We start from the raw sequence: 16,658 nt of genomic DNA, 5'->3' as shown, positions 1-16,658 counted from the left end.
TCCCCCACTCATCGAATCATCCTATGATTCGACAAGTTTAGGTCCTTTTTGTCCAGTTAGGCAAACCAGCCGTAATAAAACGGGCGGCCCGGAGGCCGCCCGCGCAGATCAGTGGCTCAGTGGACGGGGGGCGTCAGCGGCGGACCCTCGTCGTAACGGGGGTTGCCATACGACGGCCGGGGCGTGGGGCCTGGCGCCGGAAGGCCGGTGTCGCCGGGCAGGGTCCCGCCGGGTTCGTGCCGGTCGTCGACCGTGCCGCGCCAGCCGCCGGTCTCGGCGCCGCGCGACTCGATGAACTCCTTGAACCGGTCGAGGTCGCCGTTGACCCGCATGTGCACGATGTGCAGCGCGTCGCCGACGGTCTCGGCGAACCCCTCGGGGTCGTACTCCATCCGCAGCGACACCCGGCACGCGCCCGCGCCGAGGGTTTCGAAGGTCACCGTGCCGGAGTGACGCGGACGCTCCAGCGACCGCCATTCGAGCCGGTGGTCGGGGGTCTGCTCGGTGATCTCGGCCTCGAACTCGCGCCGGATCCCGGCGATCTCGACGACCCACTGCGTGCGGCGGTCGTCGAGCTGTTTGACCGACTCGACGCCCTCCATGAACTCGGGGAAGGACTCGAACCGCGTCCACTGGTCATAGGCGGCCCGGATCGGCACTTCGACGTCCACCGTGTGTTCGATCGTGCTCATTCGCCGTTCCTCCTGAACTAGGGGGGAACGGTCACACCTGCCCGAGTCTGCGCGTCCTGAACAACCAGAGCAGCCCGACTATGGGCAGCACGAGCGGGATGAACAGATAGCCGCTGCCGTAGCCCGACCACACGGTCGCCTGCGGGAAGGCCTGCGAGTCGACGATCGACAGGGTGCCGACGATCAGCACCCCGGCCAGCTCGATCAGGCACGCCACCAGCGCCAACCGCCCGTTCCCTCTGGCCAGCGCCACGGTCAGCACGATGTAGACGGCGGCGGCGAAGGCCGACAGCGCGTAGGCCAGCGGCGCCTCGGAGAACTTCGTCGCGATCTGCACCCCCGCCCGCGCCGAGGCCGCCAGCGCGAACACGCCGTAGACGGCGACGAGCAGACGGCCGGGCCCGGTGTTCACGCCATGTTCCAGAGCTGGAGCAGCCGCCCGGTCATGACCCCGGCGGTGAACGCGCCCACGGCGATCACGGCGGGCCCCCAGCGGGTGCGTTCGGCGCGCCCCCACCACAGGGCGGCCGGCGGGATGACGATCGTGCCGAGGAGGTAACCGACGAACGTGGCCTGCTCGGTCACCTCACCGGCCTTGGGAAACGCGATGACGGCCTGCACGACGAGGGCCACCTCGACCAGAACGAGCCCGGCCAGGATGACGGCCCCCATGGGCCGGTTCCGGATCGCCGTGACGAGGGAGACCACGGCCAGCAGCAGGGCCGCGCCGATCACCCATCCGGAAAAGGCGGAGAACATGCCCAGCAGGGTACCGGTGGGCCGCGCCGGTCCCTCTCCTGCGGCCCACCGGAACCGTCACCCTTCTGCGGTCTCCCCCAGCAGCAGGTCCACCACGTCGGTGGCCTGCCCCTTCCTCTTGTACGCCGCCCGCTGCCGCCCCGCCGAGTCCCCTCGCCGGACCAGGTCGGAGGCGAGTGCGGAGACGGTGTCCCAGTCGCCCAGCGCGTCGAGGGTGGGGCGCAGTTCGTTCAGCAGCGTCTCCACCAGCGCCGCCGCCGGGCCCGGCTTCCCGGTGAGCGGCGAGATGAGGTCGCCGCCCAGCCCGGAGCGGGCCGCCCGCCAGCTCGCGGCCCGCAGCACCGCGGGCCGGTGGTCGAGCCGGGGCGGGGTGCCGGCCTCCACGGCGTCGGTCTCTCTGACGACCAGGGCGCGGAACAGCCCGGCCAGCAGGATCATGTCGTCGACCCGGGGCAGCGCGTCGCACACCCGCAGTTCCATCGTCGGCACGTGGGCCGACAGCCGGATGTCGAAGTAGACCATCCCCCGGTCGTCGATCACCCCGGAGGTGACCAGGTCGGCGACGGCCCGGTCGTATTCCGCGGCCGACTCGAACGGCCCGAGCGGTCCGGCGGTCGGCCAGCGCTGCCAGGCCAGGGCCCGGCTGCTGGCGTATCCGCTGTCGGTCTCGAACCAGTAGGGCGAGCTGGCCGAGACGGCCAGTAAGACGGGCAGCCACGGCTGCACCCGCTGCGCCACCAGCACGGCCAGGTCGCGGTCGGTGATCTCCACGTGGACCTGTCCGCCGCAGATGAACTGCTCGCGGGCGATGAACTGGTAGGTGTCGAGCAGATATTGGTAACGCTCGTCGGGGGTGAGCTCGAACCCCCCGGCGCCGTGCAAGGGTGCGGTGCCGGAGCCGATGATGCCCAGGCCGTGGGGTTCGGCGGAGGCGATCAGCTGCCGGCGCAGGTCGACGAGGTCGGCGCGGAGGGCGGCCAGGTCGGGGGTCGGGGTGCTGTTGGTCTCGACGACGGCCTGCTGCAGTTCGGCCGAGAAACTCGTGTCGGGAAGCCCGTCGAGGACGACATGGGCCTGTGGGGTCAGCCGGCGGCTGACCAGATCGACGACGTGGAATTCCTCTTCCACGCCCAGCGCCACCAAGCGAGTCATAAGGGGTGATCTACCCATCATCCGGAGAATGTGCACGAATCAGGTCAAGCTGTCGAGCCAGGCCTGGTGGAGGCCCGCGTACCGTCCCGACGCGGCGATCAGCTCGCCGGGCGGGCCGTCTTCCACCACCCGGCCGTCGTCGATCACGAGAACGCGGTCGGCGATCTCGACGGTCGACAGCCGGTGGGCGATGATCAGGGCGGTCCGGCCGGTCAGCACCGTCCGCAGGGCCCGCTGGACGAGCCGTTCGCCGGGCACGTCGAGGCTGGAGGTGGCCTCGTCGAGGATGAGCACGGCCGGATCGGCGAGGAACACCCGGGCGAAGGCGACGAGCTGCCGCTGCCCGGCCGACATGCGCGCGCCCCGCTTCCCGGCCTCGTCGTCGAGCGAGGAGACGAACCCGCGCACCCCGACCGCCGCCGCGGCCGCCTCGACCTCGGCCGCCGTCGCCGAGGGCCGCCCGAACCTGATGTTGTCGGCGACGCTCCCGCCGAACAGGTAGTTCTCCTGCGTGACCATGACGACCGCGCGCCGCAGCGCGGCCTCCCCGAGATCGCGCAGGTCGACGCCGTCGAGGGTGATCCGGCCGGTGACCGGGTCGTAGAACCGGGCGACCATCTTGGCCAGCGTGGTCTTGCCCGCCCCGGTCGCCCCGACGACCGCGACGATCTGCCCGGCCGGGATCACCAGATCGAGCCGGTGCAGCACGGGCACGTCGGGGTGGTAGTGGAACCGGACGTCCTGGAACCGCACCTCCCCCCTCGCGGCGGGCAGCGCGACCGGCACGAGCGGCTCGGCCACACCGGGGCGTTCCTCCAGCACACCCGACAGCTTCTCCAACGCGGCACCCGCCGACTGGAGCGTGTTGTAAAAATTGGAAATCTCCTGCATCGGCTCGTAGAACTGCCGCAGATACAGCAGGAACGCGGCCAGCACCCCGACCGTGACCTCGCCCTCGATCGCCAGCCGGCCGCCGTAGATCAGGACCGCCGCGATGGTGACGTTGCCGAGCAGCTTCACCCCGGGCTGGAACAGCGCGACCAGCCGCATGCTGACCAGGTTGGCCGCCCGGTAGCGCTCGTCGAGCTCCTCGAAGATCTCCTGGTTGCGCGGCTCCCGGCGGAACGTCTGGGCCGCCCTGATCCCGGTCATCGACTCGACGAAGTGGACGATCACCTGGGCGACCGCGTCGCGGCTACGCCGGTAGGCGGTGAGAGAGGCCCGCCGGAACCAGCGCGTCATCAGGAACAGCACCGGGAACGGCGCCAGCGCGACCAGCCCGAGGTGCACGTCGAGGACCAGCAGCATCGCGGCCGTGCCGAACAGCGTCAGCACGGCCGTGATCACCCCGTCGAAGCCGCCTTCGAGCAGTTCGGCGATGGCCTCCACGTCGGAGGTCAGCCGCGAGATCACCCGCCCCGAGGTGTACTTCTCGTGGAAGGCCGGGGACAGCCGCTGGAACTGCCCGAACACCCGGCGCCGCAGCTCCAGCAGCGTCTCCTGCCCGATCTGGCCGGAGAACCGCAGGAACGCCTGCCGGGTCAGCGCCTGGGTGAGCGCCGCCCCGAGGATCACCGCCACGATCATCGACAGCGTCCGCATCCCGGCCGGGATGCCGGTGTCGATCCCGATCTTGACCAGGTACGGCACCGACAGCCCCGCCGCGTTCGACACCACGATCAGCGCGACGAGCCCCGCGAGCGCCCTGCGGTGCGGCCGCAGCAGATCGCCGAGCAGCCGCCGCGACCGGGCCCTGAGCAGGACGTTGGCCCGCTCGTCGAGGTCGTCGCGGTTCTCCGCCGCGACCCCGCGCCAGTCGGTCAACTCAGCACCTCCTCGGCGGCCAGGAGCGCCCGGTACCCCGGCACCCCCGCGAGTAACTCCCGGTGGGTGCCGACGTGGGTGATCGTGCCGCCGTCGAGCAGCGCGACCCGGTCGGCCAGCAGCACGGTCGAGGCCCGGTGGGCGACCACGATCCCGGTCGCGTCGGCCAGCACGAGCCGCAGCGCCTCCTCGACCAGCGCCTCGGTCTCGACGTCGAGCGCCGACAGGGTGTCGTCGAGCACGAGGATCCTCGGCCGCCCGAGCACCGCCCGCGCCAGCGCGAGCCGCTGCCGCTGGCCGCCCGACAGCGACATGCCCTGCTCGCCGATCCGGGTGTCGAGCCCCCAGGGCAGGTCGTAGGCGAAGGTCGCCTGCGCCACCTCCAGCGCGGCCCGCACCTCGGCGTCGGTGGCCGTGTGGTGCCCGAGCGTCACGTTCTCGCGCACGCTCATCGAGAAGAGCGTGGCCTCCTCGAACGCCGTGGCCACGATCGACCGCAGGCACGGCAGCGTCAGGTCGCGCACGTCGTGGCCGTCGACGCTCACCCGTCCCGACGTCACGTCGAGCAGCCGGGGCACCAGCGCCGTGAGGGTGGTCTTGCCCGAGCCGGTCGCCCCGACGACGGCCACGGTCTCGCCGGGGTGCACCTCCAGCCACAGATCGTCCAAGACGGGCCGGTCGGCGCCAGGGAAGCGGAACCCGGCGCCCTCGAACCGCAGGTGGCCGCGCGGCCGGTCGAGCACGAGGGCGCCGCCGGTGATCGCGGGCTTGGTGTCGAGCACCTCGAGCACCCGGTCGGCGGCGGTCATCGCCTCCTGGCCCATCGCCAGGATGTAGCCGAGCGAGGACACCGGCCAGACCAGCTGCAGCACGAAGCTCGTGAACGCCACCAGGGTGCCCAGCGACAGCGTGCCGCCCCCGACCGCCGAGGCTCCGAGCAGCAGCACCAGTGCCAGGGTGACGCTCGGCACGATCTCCAGGAACGTGAAGAACCGGGAGGACAGGCGGACCTTGGCCAGCGCGGTGTCCTTCACGACGACCGCGAGGCCGTCGTACCGGGAAAGGACATGGCCGCCCCGGCCGAACGCCTTGATGGTGCGGATGCCCAGCGCCGACTCCTCGACGTGGGTGGCCAGGTCGCCCTGCCGATCTTGGAGGGTGCGGGAGATCCCCCGGTAGCGCCTCTCGAACCGGGCCGACACGGTGATGATCGGCACCGCCGCCAGCGCGACCAGCAGGCCGAGCGGCCAGTAGAGGTTGAGCAGCAGGATCGTCACCACGACGAGCTGGATGACGTTCATGACGAGGAACAGCGCGCCGAACCCGAAGAAGCGGCGGATGGTGCTGAGGTCGGTGGTGGCCCGGGAGAGGAGCTGCCCCGACTGCCACTCGTCGTGGAAGCTCATGGGGAGCCGCTGGAGGTGGGCGTAGATGTCGTCGCGGAGGGCGGTCTCCACGGCGAGCACCGCGAGGCCCTGCGTCCAGCGGCGCAGCCAGATCATCGCCGCCTCGACCACGCCCAGCGCGAGGGCGAGCAGGCCGAGGGGCGTCAGAGCGGTGAGGTCACCGGCGGCGATGGGGCCGTCGATGATCTCCTTGCCGACCATGGGGATCGCGAGCCCGGCGGCGATGCCGACGACGGCCGCGACCCAGTTGACGATGACGACGGTGAGATGGGGCCGGAGATACGACTTGAGTCGCCAGAGGGACAACAAGTGCATGTCCCCACGACTACAGGCTCAGCCGGTTTCCCGGGAGGGCACTATCGCGTGCCGTCGTCCTGGAACTCCGGTTTGTCGTCGCTGCTGACCGGCTCGGGGAGGGTGCCCGCGTTGTGGTCGACGAGCCGCCAGCCCTTGCGGCCCTCCTTGAGCACCGACCACGCGCAGTTGCCGAGCCCGCCGAGCGCGTGCCACGACTCCCGCGGCAGCCCCAGCACGGCGAGCATGCCCAGCCGCAGCGCGGCGCCGTGGGAGACGACCACGAGCAGCCCGTCGTCGTCGATCTCCTCGACCCACCGGAGGATCGCGGCCGACACCCGGGTGGCGACCTCGATCTCGGTCTCACCGCCCGGCGGCTCGAAGGCGGCGTATTCGACCGGCCAGCGGGCCTTCATGACGTCGCCGGTCAGGCCCTCCCACTCGCCGCCGCCGCGCTCACGCAGCTCCTTGTCGGCGGTGACCGGGAGACCGGTGATCCGTCCGAGCGCGCGGGCGGTGTCGTGGGCCCTGCTGAGATCGCTCGACACGATCTTCGTAGGCCGGAGCGACGCCAGCAGCGACGCCGACCGGGCCGCCTGGGCGACCCCGGTCTCGTCGAGCGGGATGTCGGTGTGCCCCTGGAAGCGGTGTTCGGCGTTCCAGCTGGTCTGGCCGTGCCGGAGACAGACGATCCGGCGGGTCACCCCTCACCCCGCGACCTCTGTGCGGCGGCCTGGGCCACGCTCTCGGGCAGTTCGATGGGCGGGCAGTCCTTCCAGAGCCGCCCCAGCCCGTAGAAGTTGTGCTCTTCTTCGTGCTGGACGTGGACCACGATGTCGACGAAGTCGAGCAGCACCCAGCGGCCCTCCCGCTCGCCCTCACGGCGCACGGGCTTGGCCCCGGCCTCGACGCGAAGACGGTCTTCGATCTCGTCGACGATCGCCCTGACCTGCCGGTCGTTGGAGGCGGAACAGACGACGAAGGCGTCGGTGATCACCAGCCGGTCGCTCACGTCGTAGGCGACGATGTCGTCGGCGAGCTTGTCGGCCGCGGCCTCGGCGGCGACCGATACGAGCTGGATGGAGCGTTCAGATGCGGTCACGATGCGGTTTGTTCCTCCATGACGGGGATGCGTGATCCCAGAGTGCCCACCCGTCGGCGTGCGGTTCAAGCCTATTGCCGCCCTATCGGTAAAGACCCCGCTTGCCGATGTACTGGACGATCCCGTCCGGGACGAGGTACCAGATCGGCTGACCTGCGGCCACCCGGTCACGGCACTCCGACGACGAGATCGACAGCGCCGGCACCTCGATCAGGCTGACCTTCCCGCTGGGCAGGCCCGGATCCTGGAGCGTGTGCCCCGGCCGAGTACAGCCGACGAAATGGGCGATCGTGAACAGCTCCTCGGCGTCCCGCCAGCCCAGGATCTGCGCCAGGGCGTCGGCGCCGGTGATGAAGTAGAGCTCGGTCCCGGGCCCGTACGACTCCGCGAGGTCCCTCAGGGTGTCGATCGTGAAGGTCGGCCCCGGCCGGTCGACGTCGACCCGGCTGACCGAGAAGGCGGGGTTCGACGCGGTCGCGATCACGGTCATCAGATAGCGGTCCTCGGCGGCCGACACCGTCCGGTCGGCCTTCTGCCACGGCTGGCCGGTCGGGACGAACACCACCTCGTCCAGATCGAAGTGGTGCGCGACCTCGCTGGCGGCGACCAGGTGACCGTGGTGGATCGGGTCGAAGGTGCCGCCCATGATTCCAAGCCGCCTGGTTGGAGCCCCGTTTCTCATAGTTCGGACGATAACGTTGACGCGCGTCGTGCTGAGCACCGACGTAGCATGCCGAGCATGACCACTCCCGATCGCAGCCGCACGCCGCTGCCCGGCATCAGCTCCCGTGCCTACGAACACCCCGCCGACCGGTCCGCCCTCGTGGCGATGCGCTCGCTGACCGGCTTCGACTCGGTGCTCAAGCGGACTTCCGGGCTGTTCTCGGAGCGCCGCCTGCGCCTGATGTTCCTCGCCTCGGCCGTCCGCACGTCGGAGACCCAGTTCCGGTCGCTGTACGACATGGGCCGCGACAGCGCCTACATCCTCGACCTGGCCCGGATCCCCGAGGTCTACGTCCAGCAGGATCCCAAGGTCTACGCGATGGCCATCGGCTTCGACGAGCCGTTCATCGTCATCTCGACCGGCTGTCTCGACCTGCTCGACGACGAGGAGCTGCGCTTCGTCGTCGGCCACGAGACCGCCCACATCCTGTCGGGCCACGCGGTCTACGGCACGATGCTCCAGATCCTCACCCGCCTGGCCACCCGCGTCGCCTGGATCCCCCTCGGCTACATCGGCCTGCGCGTGATCGTCGCCGCGCTCGAAGAGTGGGCCCGCAAGGCCGAGATGTCCGCCGACCGTGGCGGTCTTCTCGCGGGTCAGGACCCCGACGCCGCGCTGCGCGCCCTGATGAAGCTGGCCGGCGGCTCCCGCCTCCACGAGATGAACATCGAGGCCTTCCTCGACCAGGCCCGCGAATACGACACCGCCGGTGACGTCCGCGACGGCCTGCTCAAGGTGCTCAACCTGCTGGGCACCACCCACCCGTTCGCGGTCACCCGGGTCGCCGAGCTCGACCGCTGGCGGCGCAGCGGCGACTACGACCAGATCATCGCCGGCGACTACCCCCGCCGCACCGACGACCACAACGCCAAGCTCACCGACGAGGTCAAGGCCGCCGCGGCGTCCTACCGCGAGTCGTGGGCCCAGTCGCAGGACCCGTTCATCGGCGTGCTGCGCGACGTCGCCGAGGGCGCGGTCAACGCCGGCGAGCGCATCTTCAACCGCTTCTCCCGCCGGGAAAACTAGTCGCGGGCTAGAAGAGCGATCCGACGATCCGGACCGCCGCGGCGCAGATCGCGACGAACCCGCCGAGCACCGCCAGCGCCCGCAGCCCTTCTCTGCGCAGCTCCGGCAGCTCGGCGCCGACCTTCTCGACCTCGCGGCCGATGATCGCGCCGCAGACGACGCTGAAGACGAGCCCCGCGACCGTGACGGGCACGGCCTGGTCCCACCAGTCGTGGGCCAGGCGTCCCCCTGCGGTCGCCCACATCGCCCCGAACGCCAGCGCCCCGGCGGGCAGCCCCGGCCAGGCGACCCCGGCGATCAGCGCCCCGGAGAACGACACCGGGAACAGCCCGATCCGCAGGGCCTTCTTCAGCCGTCCGGGCCTGCGCCTCCTCGTCAGCCAGTGCCCCACCCAGAGGGTGCGGGCCAGCACGACGAACACCCCGGTCACCGCGAAAGTGGCGACCGGGTAGATCACACACCCGATCACGCAGGGCACCGACACGGCGGCCAGCACCAGCAGCGAGTTGCCGCCCGTGGGCACCGACTCGGGCGGCTTGACGGCCCGCTTCCGCCGCGTCTGCACCACGGCCTCGGCCCCGAGCCGCGAATCGGTCTCCTTGTCCTTGGCCCGCCGCGACTCGACCGACACGGCGGCGGCTTCCCGCGTCCGACGACCGTCGGTGGAGTCCGTGCCCCGGCGCCCACCGTCCGTCGAAGCGCTTCCCGCCCGGCGCCCGCCGTCAGCGTCCTTGGCGCGGCGCCCTTCGGCCGCCCCGGCACCGCTCTCCTGAGCGGCGGCCTCCCGAGTCCGGCGGCCATCAGCCGAGCCCGTGCCGTCCCGACCGCGGCGCCCGCCCTCAGCCGGGCTCTCCTGACCGTCGTCATCCTGGACCCGGCGCCCGCCGTCGGCCGACCCGCTCTCCTGACCCACCGCCTCGCGGCCCCGGCGCCCGCCCTCGGCGGCGCTCGCGCCGCTCTCCCGGCTCGCCGGTTCGCGGCTCGCGGCGTCACGCCCGCGCCTGCCGCCGTCGGTGTCCCTGCCGGAATCCTTGGTGCCGGTCTCCTTGGCGGATTTGTCCTTGGTGCTCTCGGAAACGGAACCCGCGCGGCCTCGGCGGGCGCCGCGTGCGGGGCCGTCGGTGGTCGGGGACTCCCTTTCCCGTACGTCATGCTCCTCCGCCGCCCGCGCCAGGCGGGTCATCCGGTCGGCGAGGATCGCGGCGGTCGGGCGTTTGGCCGGGTCGCGGTTGAAGGCCGCCCTGATCTGCGGGAGCAGGGCCGGCGGCACGTCCTTGAGATCGGCCTTGCCGTGGAGGATGGCGTACATCTGCGATTCCGCGGAGCCGCCGCCGAAGGTCGGGCGGCCGGTGGCGGCGAAGGCCACGGTCGCGGCCCAGGCGTGGAGGTCGGCCGGTTCGCCGACCTGCTCGCCCGCGAAGAGTTCGGGGGCGGCGTAGCCGGGGGTGCCGAGGAAGGTCCCGGTCTGGGTCATCCGGGTCGCGTCGAGGACCTGGGCGATGCCGAAGTCGATCAGCACCGGGCCCTCTTCGCCCATTAGCACGTTGGCCGGTTTCAGGTCGCGGTGCACGATCCCGGCCGCGTGGATGATCGCCAGCGCGGTCGCCAGGCCGCGCGCGAGGTGGATCAGCTCGACCTCGGGCAGCGGCCCGTCACGTTTGACCGCATTCAGCAGGTTGTCGCCCGCGATGTGCTCCATGACCAGATAGGGCCGGTCACCGGAGAGGTCGGCGTCGAGGACCCGCGCCACGTAGGGGCTCTCCACCCGACGAAGCGCACGAACCTCGCGATCTAGCCTTAATCGGGCGTCGGCGTCACCTTCGATGGGCTCGCGGAGCATCTTCAGCGCGACCTGTTCACCGCGTTTGGTCGTCGCGAGATAGACCTCGCCCATGCCACCACGGCCCAGGCGCTCCAGGAGCGCGTATGGGCCGACCCGCCCCAGACGTCCACCCATAGGTCTGGTCACCATAGGGGAGCGCCACGACATTTCCCCGGAGGCGCGCCGGTCATCGCCGGAAGACGTACCGATCCAGCGAAATCCGGCCGGGTCCGGCCACGGCCAGCATGACGGCCACCGCACCCAATGCCGTGACGAGTTCGAACGACCCGTCCTTGACGTGGACGAACAGGAACGCACCCGACATCACCGCGAACAGCATGGCCCCCGCGACCGCCGTCAGCAGCCCCAGGACCAGCAGGATCCCGCCGCCGAGCTCGGCGATCGTGGCGAACCAGGCCGACACGCGCGGCGCGGGCACCCCCGCCTGGGTCATCGCCTGCGTGGTGGCGTCGATGCCGCCGCGCGCCTTGGCGTAGCCGTGCTGGATGAACGTGGTCCCGAGCGCGATCCGGCCGAAGAGGGCGGCGGCGTCGTAGAAGGCGGGCCTCACCGGAGCAGCGAGTCGAGTCGGGCGCCGCGTTCGCGGAGCTCGGCCGGACGGCGCGCGGAGTGCCGCCAGCGAATCAGCCCATGCCGCTCCATCGCGAGCAGCAGCCGATCGGCCCCCGCGACGACGGCCACGATGAAACTCAGCGTGACGAGAAGATCCATGGAACCAATGTCTCATCGCCGGTCACGGAGAGTGACTGAAGTGACTGCCAAGTCATCCTCAAGAGAGGTCGGCCACGATTTGACCATGAGCGAACCCGTTACCGTCGTCGTGGCCGGCGAGACCTACCTGTACACCGAGGGAGTCCGCTGGGCGCTGGCCGACGCCCCCGGGATCAAGCTGCTGGCGCTGGCCGACGACGGCCCCGACGCGCTGCGGGCCGCCGTCGAACTCGGCCCCGACGTGCTGCTGATCGACCTGACCCTGCTGCACGAGGTCGACTACATCGCCCGCCGCTGCCCCCACGTGAAGATCGTCGTCGTCAGCCAGCACGCCGACGAGCTCAGCCTGATGGCCGCCATGCGCGCGGGCGCCCGGGGCTACGTCATGACCAGCGCCCACCCCGAAGAACTGGCCACCGCGATCCGCGCCGTCGGCGTCGGCCATTTGGTGTTCGCCTGCGAGGTGGCTTCCGGGCTGCGTACAAAACTGACCACGCGGTCGACCAGGACGACCTTCCCCGAGCTGACCCAGCGTGAACACGAGGTGCTGGAGCACCTGGCCGACGGCCGCAGCAACGCCGAGATCGCCAAGGAGATGTGCCTGGCGCCGAAGACGGTCCGCAACCACGTCAGCAACGTGCTGACGAAGCTGGAGGCGGAGAGCCGCTTCGACGCCGCCCTGCGGGCCCGCGACGCGGGCCTGGGCACCAGGGTCCTCGTCAGGGCGTCCTAGCCGCGCACGTGGCCCTCGCCGACGTACACGAACTTGGTGGAGGTCAGTTCGGGCAGGCCCATCGGGCCGCGCGCGTGGAGCTTCTGGGTGGAGATGCCGATCTCGGCGCCGAACCCGAACTCACCGCCGTCGGTGAAGCGGGTCGACGCGTTGACCGCCACTGCCGCCGAGTCGACCAGCGAGACGAACCTCTTGGCCGCCGACTGTGAGTCGGTCACGATCGCGTCGGTGTGGCCCGAGCCGTAGCGGGTGATGTGGGCGACCGCCCCCTCCAGCGACGGCACCACGGCGGCGGCGATGTCGTAGGAGAGGTACTCGGTCGAGTACTCCTCCTCGGTCACCGCGACCACGCCGGAGCCGCCCAGGGCGACCATCGCCGGGTCGCCGTGCACGGTCACCCCGGCCTCGGCCAGCGCCGCGACCGCCTTGGGCACGAACTCGGCGGCGATCGCCTCGTGCACGAGCAGCGTCTCGGCCGAGTTGCAGACCGACACCCGCTGCGCCTTGGAGTTGACGAGGATCCGCAGCGCCATGTCCTGGTCGGCGGCGGCGTCGACGTAGACGTGGCAGACGCCCACGCCGGTCTCGATGACCGGCACCGACGACTCCTCGACCACGCTGTTGATCAGCGAGGCGCCACCACGCGGGATCAGCACGTCGACCAGCCCGCGCGCCCGCATGAGCTCCTTCACGGAGTCACGCGTCAGCCCGGGAACCAGCTGCACGGCCCCGGCCGGGACCTCGGTGCCTTCGAGGGCCTCCTGCATGATCTTCACCAGCGCGGTGTTGGACGAGTAGGCGCTCGACGACCCCCGCAGCAGCACCCCGTTGCCGCTCTTGAGGCACAGCGCGGCGGCGTCGACCGTCACGTTGGGACGCCCCTCGTAGATGATCCCCACGACCCCGAGCGGAACCCGGATCTGCCGCAGCTCAAGCCCGTTGGGCAGAGTGGAACCCCGGATCACCTCGCCCACCGGGTCGGGCAGCTCCGCGATGTCCCTGACGGCGTCGGCGATCTGCCCGATGCGCGCCACGTCGAGCCGCAGCCGGTCAATCATCGCCTCCGACGTCCCGTCGGCGCGGGCCTTCGTGACGTCGGCGGCGTTGGCCTCGACGATCTCCTCGGCGCGGGCGACCAGGGCGTCGGCGATGGCGCGCAGCGCGGTGTCCTTGGCCGCGCGCGGCAGCGGGGCGAGGAGCCGGGCGGCATCCTTCGCCGCGTTCGCCACCTGCAGGAACTCGCTCATTGACCGCTCCTAGAGAATCACTATGTCGTCACGGTGGATCAGTTCACGCTCGTATTCGGGCCCGAGGCTGCTGGCCAGCTCCCGCGTCGACCGTCCGAGCAGTTCGGGGATCTCGCCGGAGTCGAAGTTGACCAGCCCGCGCCCGACGAGGTCTCCCGTGGGCCCGCACAGGTCGACCGGGTCACCGGCGGAGAACTCGCCCTCGACCTTGAGAACACCGGCGGGCAGCAGGGACATCCGCCGCCCGGCCACCGCTTTCACGGCGCCCTCGTCGAGGTGGAGGCGGCCCCGGCCGGTGGCCGCGTGGGCGAGCCAGAGCAGGCGGGTGCCGGGGTGGCGGCCACCCGGGTGGAAGACGGTGCCCACGTCGTCGCCGGCGAGCGCGTGGGCCGCGTGGGCCGAGGCGGTCAGCACGACGGGGATCCCGGCACCGGTGGCGATCTTGGCGGCCTGCACCTTGGTGATCATGCCGCCGGTGCCCACCCGGCCGGAGGTGCCGAGTTCGACGCCTTCGAGGTCTTCCGGGCCGCGTACCTCGGTGATGCGGTTGGCACCGCCGGGGCGCCGGGGGTCGCCGTCGTAGAGGGCGTCGACGTCGGAGAGCAGGACCATCGCGTCGGCGTGGGTCAGGTGGGCGACCAGCGCGGCGAGGCGGTCGTTGTCGCCGAAGCGGATCTCGTCGGTGGCCACGGTGTCGTTCTCGTTGACGACCGGGACGATGCCCAGCTCCAGCAGCCGCGCCAGGGTGCGCTGCGCGTTGCGATGGTGGGAGCGCCGCATCATGTCGTCGGCGGTGAGGAGCACCTGGCCGACGCGCAGCCCGTAGCGGGCGAAGGAGCTTGTGTAACGTGCCACCAGCACGCCCTGGCCGACCGAGGCGGCGGCCTGCTGGGTGGCCAGGTCCTTCGGCCGGGCCTTCAGCCCGAGCGGGCCGAGCCCGGCCGCGATGGCGCCGGAGGAGACGAGCACGACCTGCGAACCGGCCGCGCGGCGGGCCGCCAGCACGTCGACCAGAGCGTCGACGCGGTCGACGTCGATCATGCCCTGCGAGGTCGTCAGCGACGACGACCCCACCTTGACGACGATCCGCCCGGCTGCGCCGATGCGCTCCCTGACCACGTTTCCCCCTAGATGCGGTTGTCGCTGCCCCGGGGCCCGGCGGTCCGGGCACCGACCGAAGGCTGCCAGTCGAAGATGTAGCCGTTCTCCATCGACCCGATGACGACCTCGGCGCCGATGGTAGCCCCGGCCTTGATCAGCGCCTCCTCGACCCCCAGCCGCTCCAGCCGGTCGGCCAGGTAGCCCACGGCCTCGTCGTTGGTGAAGTCGGTCTGGCGGATCCACCGCTCGGGCTTCTCGCCGGTGATCTGGAACATGCCGTCGTTGACCCGCCGTACGGAGAACCCGGTCTCGCCGTAGTTCCTGGGCCGCAGCACCAGCCGCGTCGGCTCCTCGACCGGCCGCTCGGCGCGGGCCTGCTCGACCATCTCGGCCATGGCGTAGGAGAAGGGCCGCAGCCCCTCGTGCGCGGCGGCCGACACCTCGAAGACGCGCAGCCCGCGCTCCTCCAGGGTCGGCTTCACGATGTCGGCCAGCTCGCGCCCGTCGGGCACGTCGACCTTGTTCAAGACCACCATGCGGGGCCGGTCCTGAAGTGAGCCGTACGCCGCGAGTTCAGCCTCGATCACGTCGAAGTCGGTCAGCGGGTCGCGGCCGGGCTCCATGGTCGCGCAGTCGAGCACGTGGACGATCGTCGAGCACCGCTCCACGTGACGCAGGAACTCATGACCCAGGCCCTTGCCCTCGGACGCCCCCGGGATCAGCCCCGGCACGTCGGCGACCGTGTAGATCACCTCGCCCGCCGTCACCACCCCGAGGTTGGGGATCAGCGTCGTGAAGGGGTAGTTGGCGATCTTCGGCCGGGCCGCCGACAGCGCCGCGATCAGCGACGACTTGCCCGCGTTGGGGAACCCGACGAGCGCCACGTCGGCGACCGTCTTCAGCTCCAGCACGATGTCGCCCTCGTCGCCCGGCTCGCCGAGCAGCGCGAACCCGGGGGCCTTGCGCTTGGTGTTGGCCAGCGCCGCGTTCCCCAGGCCGCCGAAGCCGCCCTGCGCGGCGACGTAGCGGGTGCCCACGCCGACCAGGTCGACCAGCACCTCGCCGGTCTTGGCGTTCTTCACGACGGTGCCGTTGGGCACCGTGAGGACCAGGTCCTCGCCCATCGCGCCGTCGCGGTTGGAGCCCGCGCCCTGCTTGCCGTTGCCGGCCTTGCGGTGCGGCCGGTGGTGGTATTCGAGGAGGGTCGAGGTGTTGGGGTCGACCTCCAGGATCACGTCACCGCCCCGCCCGCCGTTGCCGCCGTCGGGGCCGCCGAGCGGCTTGAACTTCTCGCGGTGGACGGACGCGCAGCCGTTGCCGCCATCCCCCGCCTTGATGTGCAGGAGGACGTTGTCCACGAAATCCGCCACAGCGGCTCAACCCTTTCGGTCTTAACAACGCGACAAGGCGGATCGGTAGAACCGACCCGCCTCGTCCTATTCCGGTGCTGCGGATCTACTCCGCGACCGGGATGATGCTCACCGCGCGGCGACCGCGCTTACGGCCGAACTGCACGTGGCCGGCGGCCAGCGCGAACAGCGTGTCGTCGCTGCCGCGGCCGACCAGGTCGCCGGGGTGGAAGTGCGTGCCACGCTGGCGGACGATGATCTCGCCGGCGTTCACGAGCTGACCACCGAAGCGCTTGACACCGAGACGCTGGGCGTTCGAGTCACGGCCGTTCCTGGTGGACGAGGCGCCCTTCTTGTGTGCCATGAGTCACTACTTCCCAGAGTCGATGCCGGTGACCTTCACCTGGGTGTACCGCTGGCGGTGACCCTGGCGCTTCTTGTAACCGGTCTTGTTCTTGTACTTGAGGATGCGGATCTTGGGGCCCTTGACCTCACCGAGAATCTCGGCGGTCACCGCAAAACGGGCCAGGGCGGCGGCGTCATGCGTGACATCGCCGTCGTTGACGACGAGGAGCGCCGGCAGCGTCAGCGAGGAACCAACCTCGCCGGCGACCGTGTCGACCTCGATGACGTCTCCGACGGAGACCTTCTGCTGCCTGCCGCCGCAACGAACGATCGCGTACACCGCGGAACCC

The 16,658-nt window shown here is 71.0% G+C and carries 19 protein-coding genes; 2 read left to right on the top strand and 17 right to left on the bottom strand.

Translation table 11 applies throughout. The annotated features are described in order from the left end of the window. Positions 1 to 116 precede the first annotated feature (116 nt). From ACYQ78_RS23035 to nadD, 9 genes are all read right to left on the bottom strand, one after another. Positions 117 to 692 (bottom strand): SRPBCC family protein, encoded by a 576-nt coding sequence (locus tag ACYQ78_RS23035; protein ID WP_459802959.1) that lies wholly within the window; start codon positions 690 to 692, stop codon positions 117 to 119. Positions 693 to 723: 31 nt separating this feature from the next. Further along, positions 724 to 1,104, bottom strand: a complete 381-nt coding sequence (locus ACYQ78_RS23030) for a hypothetical protein (protein ID WP_459802958.1) — start codon at positions 1,102 to 1,104, stop codon at positions 724 to 726. After that, entirely contained in the window at positions 1,101 to 1,451 is a 351-nt protein-coding gene (locus tag ACYQ78_RS23025) for a hypothetical protein (RefSeq protein WP_459802957.1), read from the bottom strand. The genes ACYQ78_RS23030 and ACYQ78_RS23025 overlap by 4 nt, the downstream gene beginning before the upstream one ends. Before the next feature lie 57 nt (positions 1,452 to 1,508). Further along, positions 1,509 to 2,603: a carboxylate-amine ligase gene (locus tag ACYQ78_RS23020; RefSeq protein WP_459802956.1), complete on the bottom strand. Its 1,095-nt coding sequence runs from the start codon at positions 2,601 to 2,603 to the stop codon at positions 1,509 to 1,511. 39 nt (positions 2,604 to 2,642) lie between these two features. Then, on the bottom strand, positions 2,643 to 4,427 hold the full coding sequence (locus ACYQ78_RS23015) for an ABC transporter ATP-binding protein (RefSeq protein WP_459802955.1): 1,785 nt from the start codon (positions 4,425 to 4,427) through the stop codon (positions 2,643 to 2,645). Further along, a complete protein-coding gene (locus tag ACYQ78_RS23010) occupies positions 4,424 to 6,148 on the bottom strand; it encodes an ABC transporter ATP-binding protein (RefSeq protein ID WP_459802954.1) in 1,725 nt (574 codons plus the stop codon). The genes ACYQ78_RS23015 and ACYQ78_RS23010 overlap by 4 nt, the downstream gene beginning before the upstream one ends. Before the next feature lie 41 nt (positions 6,149 to 6,189). Next, the gene (locus tag ACYQ78_RS23005; protein ID WP_459802953.1) at positions 6,190 to 6,831 is read right to left on the bottom strand and encodes a histidine phosphatase family protein; all 642 of its coding nucleotides are present in this window, start codon (positions 6,829 to 6,831) and stop codon (positions 6,190 to 6,192) included. Further along, positions 6,828 to 7,229, bottom strand: coding sequence for a ribosome silencing factor (rsfS, locus tag ACYQ78_RS23000; protein WP_459802952.1), 402 nt, complete (start codon positions 7,227 to 7,229; stop codon positions 6,828 to 6,830). The genes ACYQ78_RS23005 and rsfS overlap by 4 nt, the downstream gene beginning before the upstream one ends. 82 nt (positions 7,230 to 7,311) lie before the next feature. Next, positions 7,312 to 7,911: a nicotinate-nucleotide adenylyltransferase gene (gene nadD / locus ACYQ78_RS22995; RefSeq protein WP_459802951.1), complete on the bottom strand. Its 600-nt coding sequence runs from the start codon at positions 7,909 to 7,911 to the stop codon at positions 7,312 to 7,314. A 48-nt stretch (positions 7,912 to 7,959) separates the two neighbouring features. On the opposite strand from nadD, the gene ACYQ78_RS22990 reads away from it, so the two are divergent. Continuing rightward, a complete protein-coding gene (locus ACYQ78_RS22990) occupies positions 7,960 to 8,979 on the top strand; it encodes a M48 family metallopeptidase (RefSeq protein WP_459802950.1) in 1,020 nt (339 codons plus the stop codon). A gap of 7 nt (positions 8,980 to 8,986) precedes the next feature. Here the strand turns inward: ACYQ78_RS22990 and ACYQ78_RS22985 are convergent, their stop codons facing one another. Genes ACYQ78_RS22985 through ACYQ78_RS22975 form a run of 3 tightly spaced genes read right to left on the bottom strand, consistent with a single transcriptional unit; the run spans position 8,987 to position 11,533 of the window. After that, the gene (locus tag ACYQ78_RS22985; RefSeq protein ID WP_459802949.1) at positions 8,987 to 10,936 is read right to left on the bottom strand and encodes a serine/threonine-protein kinase; all 1,950 of its coding nucleotides are present in this window, start codon (positions 10,934 to 10,936) and stop codon (positions 8,987 to 8,989) included. Positions 10,937 to 10,988: 52 nt separating this feature from the next. After that, a complete protein-coding gene (locus ACYQ78_RS22980) occupies positions 10,989 to 11,372 on the bottom strand; it encodes a DoxX family protein (protein ID WP_459802948.1) in 384 nt (127 codons plus the stop codon). Further along, positions 11,369 to 11,533, bottom strand: a complete 165-nt coding sequence (locus tag ACYQ78_RS22975; protein ID WP_459802947.1) for a hypothetical protein — start codon at positions 11,531 to 11,533, stop codon at positions 11,369 to 11,371. Before ACYQ78_RS22975 ends, ACYQ78_RS22980 begins: the two co-directional genes overlap by 4 nt. 85 nt (positions 11,534 to 11,618) lie before the next feature. Here ACYQ78_RS22975 and ACYQ78_RS22970 point away from each other — a divergent pair, with 85 nt between their 5' ends. Continuing rightward, positions 11,619 to 12,266, top strand: coding sequence for a LuxR C-terminal-related transcriptional regulator (locus ACYQ78_RS22970; RefSeq protein ID WP_459802946.1), 648 nt, complete (start codon positions 11,619 to 11,621; stop codon positions 12,264 to 12,266). On the opposite strand, the gene ACYQ78_RS22965 is transcribed toward ACYQ78_RS22970, so the two are convergent. The 5 genes from ACYQ78_RS22965 to rplU all read right to left on the bottom strand — a co-directional run bounded on the left by ACYQ78_RS22965 (position 12,263) and on the right by rplU (position 16,648). Beyond that, complete coding sequence (locus tag ACYQ78_RS22965; RefSeq protein ID WP_459802945.1) at positions 12,263 to 13,513, bottom strand: glutamate-5-semialdehyde dehydrogenase; 1,251 nt, start codon at positions 13,511 to 13,513, stop codon at positions 12,263 to 12,265. The two genes, ACYQ78_RS22970 and ACYQ78_RS22965, sit on opposite strands and share 4 nt — an antisense overlap. Before the next feature lie 9 nt (positions 13,514 to 13,522). After that, complete coding sequence (proB, locus tag ACYQ78_RS22960) at positions 13,523 to 14,632, bottom strand: glutamate 5-kinase (protein WP_459802944.1); 1,110 nt, start codon at positions 14,630 to 14,632, stop codon at positions 13,523 to 13,525. An 8-nt stretch (positions 14,633 to 14,640) separates the two neighbouring features. Beyond that, the gene (gene obgE / locus ACYQ78_RS22955; RefSeq protein WP_459802943.1) at positions 14,641 to 15,984 is read right to left on the bottom strand and encodes a GTPase ObgE; all 1,344 of its coding nucleotides are present in this window, start codon (positions 15,982 to 15,984) and stop codon (positions 14,641 to 14,643) included. An 85-nt stretch (positions 15,985 to 16,069) separates the two neighbouring features. Next, positions 16,070 to 16,327: a 50S ribosomal protein L27 gene (gene rpmA / locus ACYQ78_RS22950; RefSeq protein ID WP_459802942.1), complete on the bottom strand. Its 258-nt coding sequence runs from the start codon at positions 16,325 to 16,327 to the stop codon at positions 16,070 to 16,072. 6 nt (positions 16,328 to 16,333) lie between these two features. After that, positions 16,334 to 16,648 (bottom strand): 50S ribosomal protein L21, encoded by a 315-nt coding sequence (rplU, locus tag ACYQ78_RS22945; RefSeq protein WP_061297236.1) that lies wholly within the window; start codon positions 16,646 to 16,648, stop codon positions 16,334 to 16,336. Between the last annotated feature and the right edge of the window lie 10 nt (positions 16,649 to 16,658).

This window comes from Herbidospora sp. RD11066, assembly GCF_054661255.1.
The sequence above is the reverse complement of the archived record's forward strand: the minus strand, read 5'-3'. Positions and strand labels throughout refer to the sequence as shown.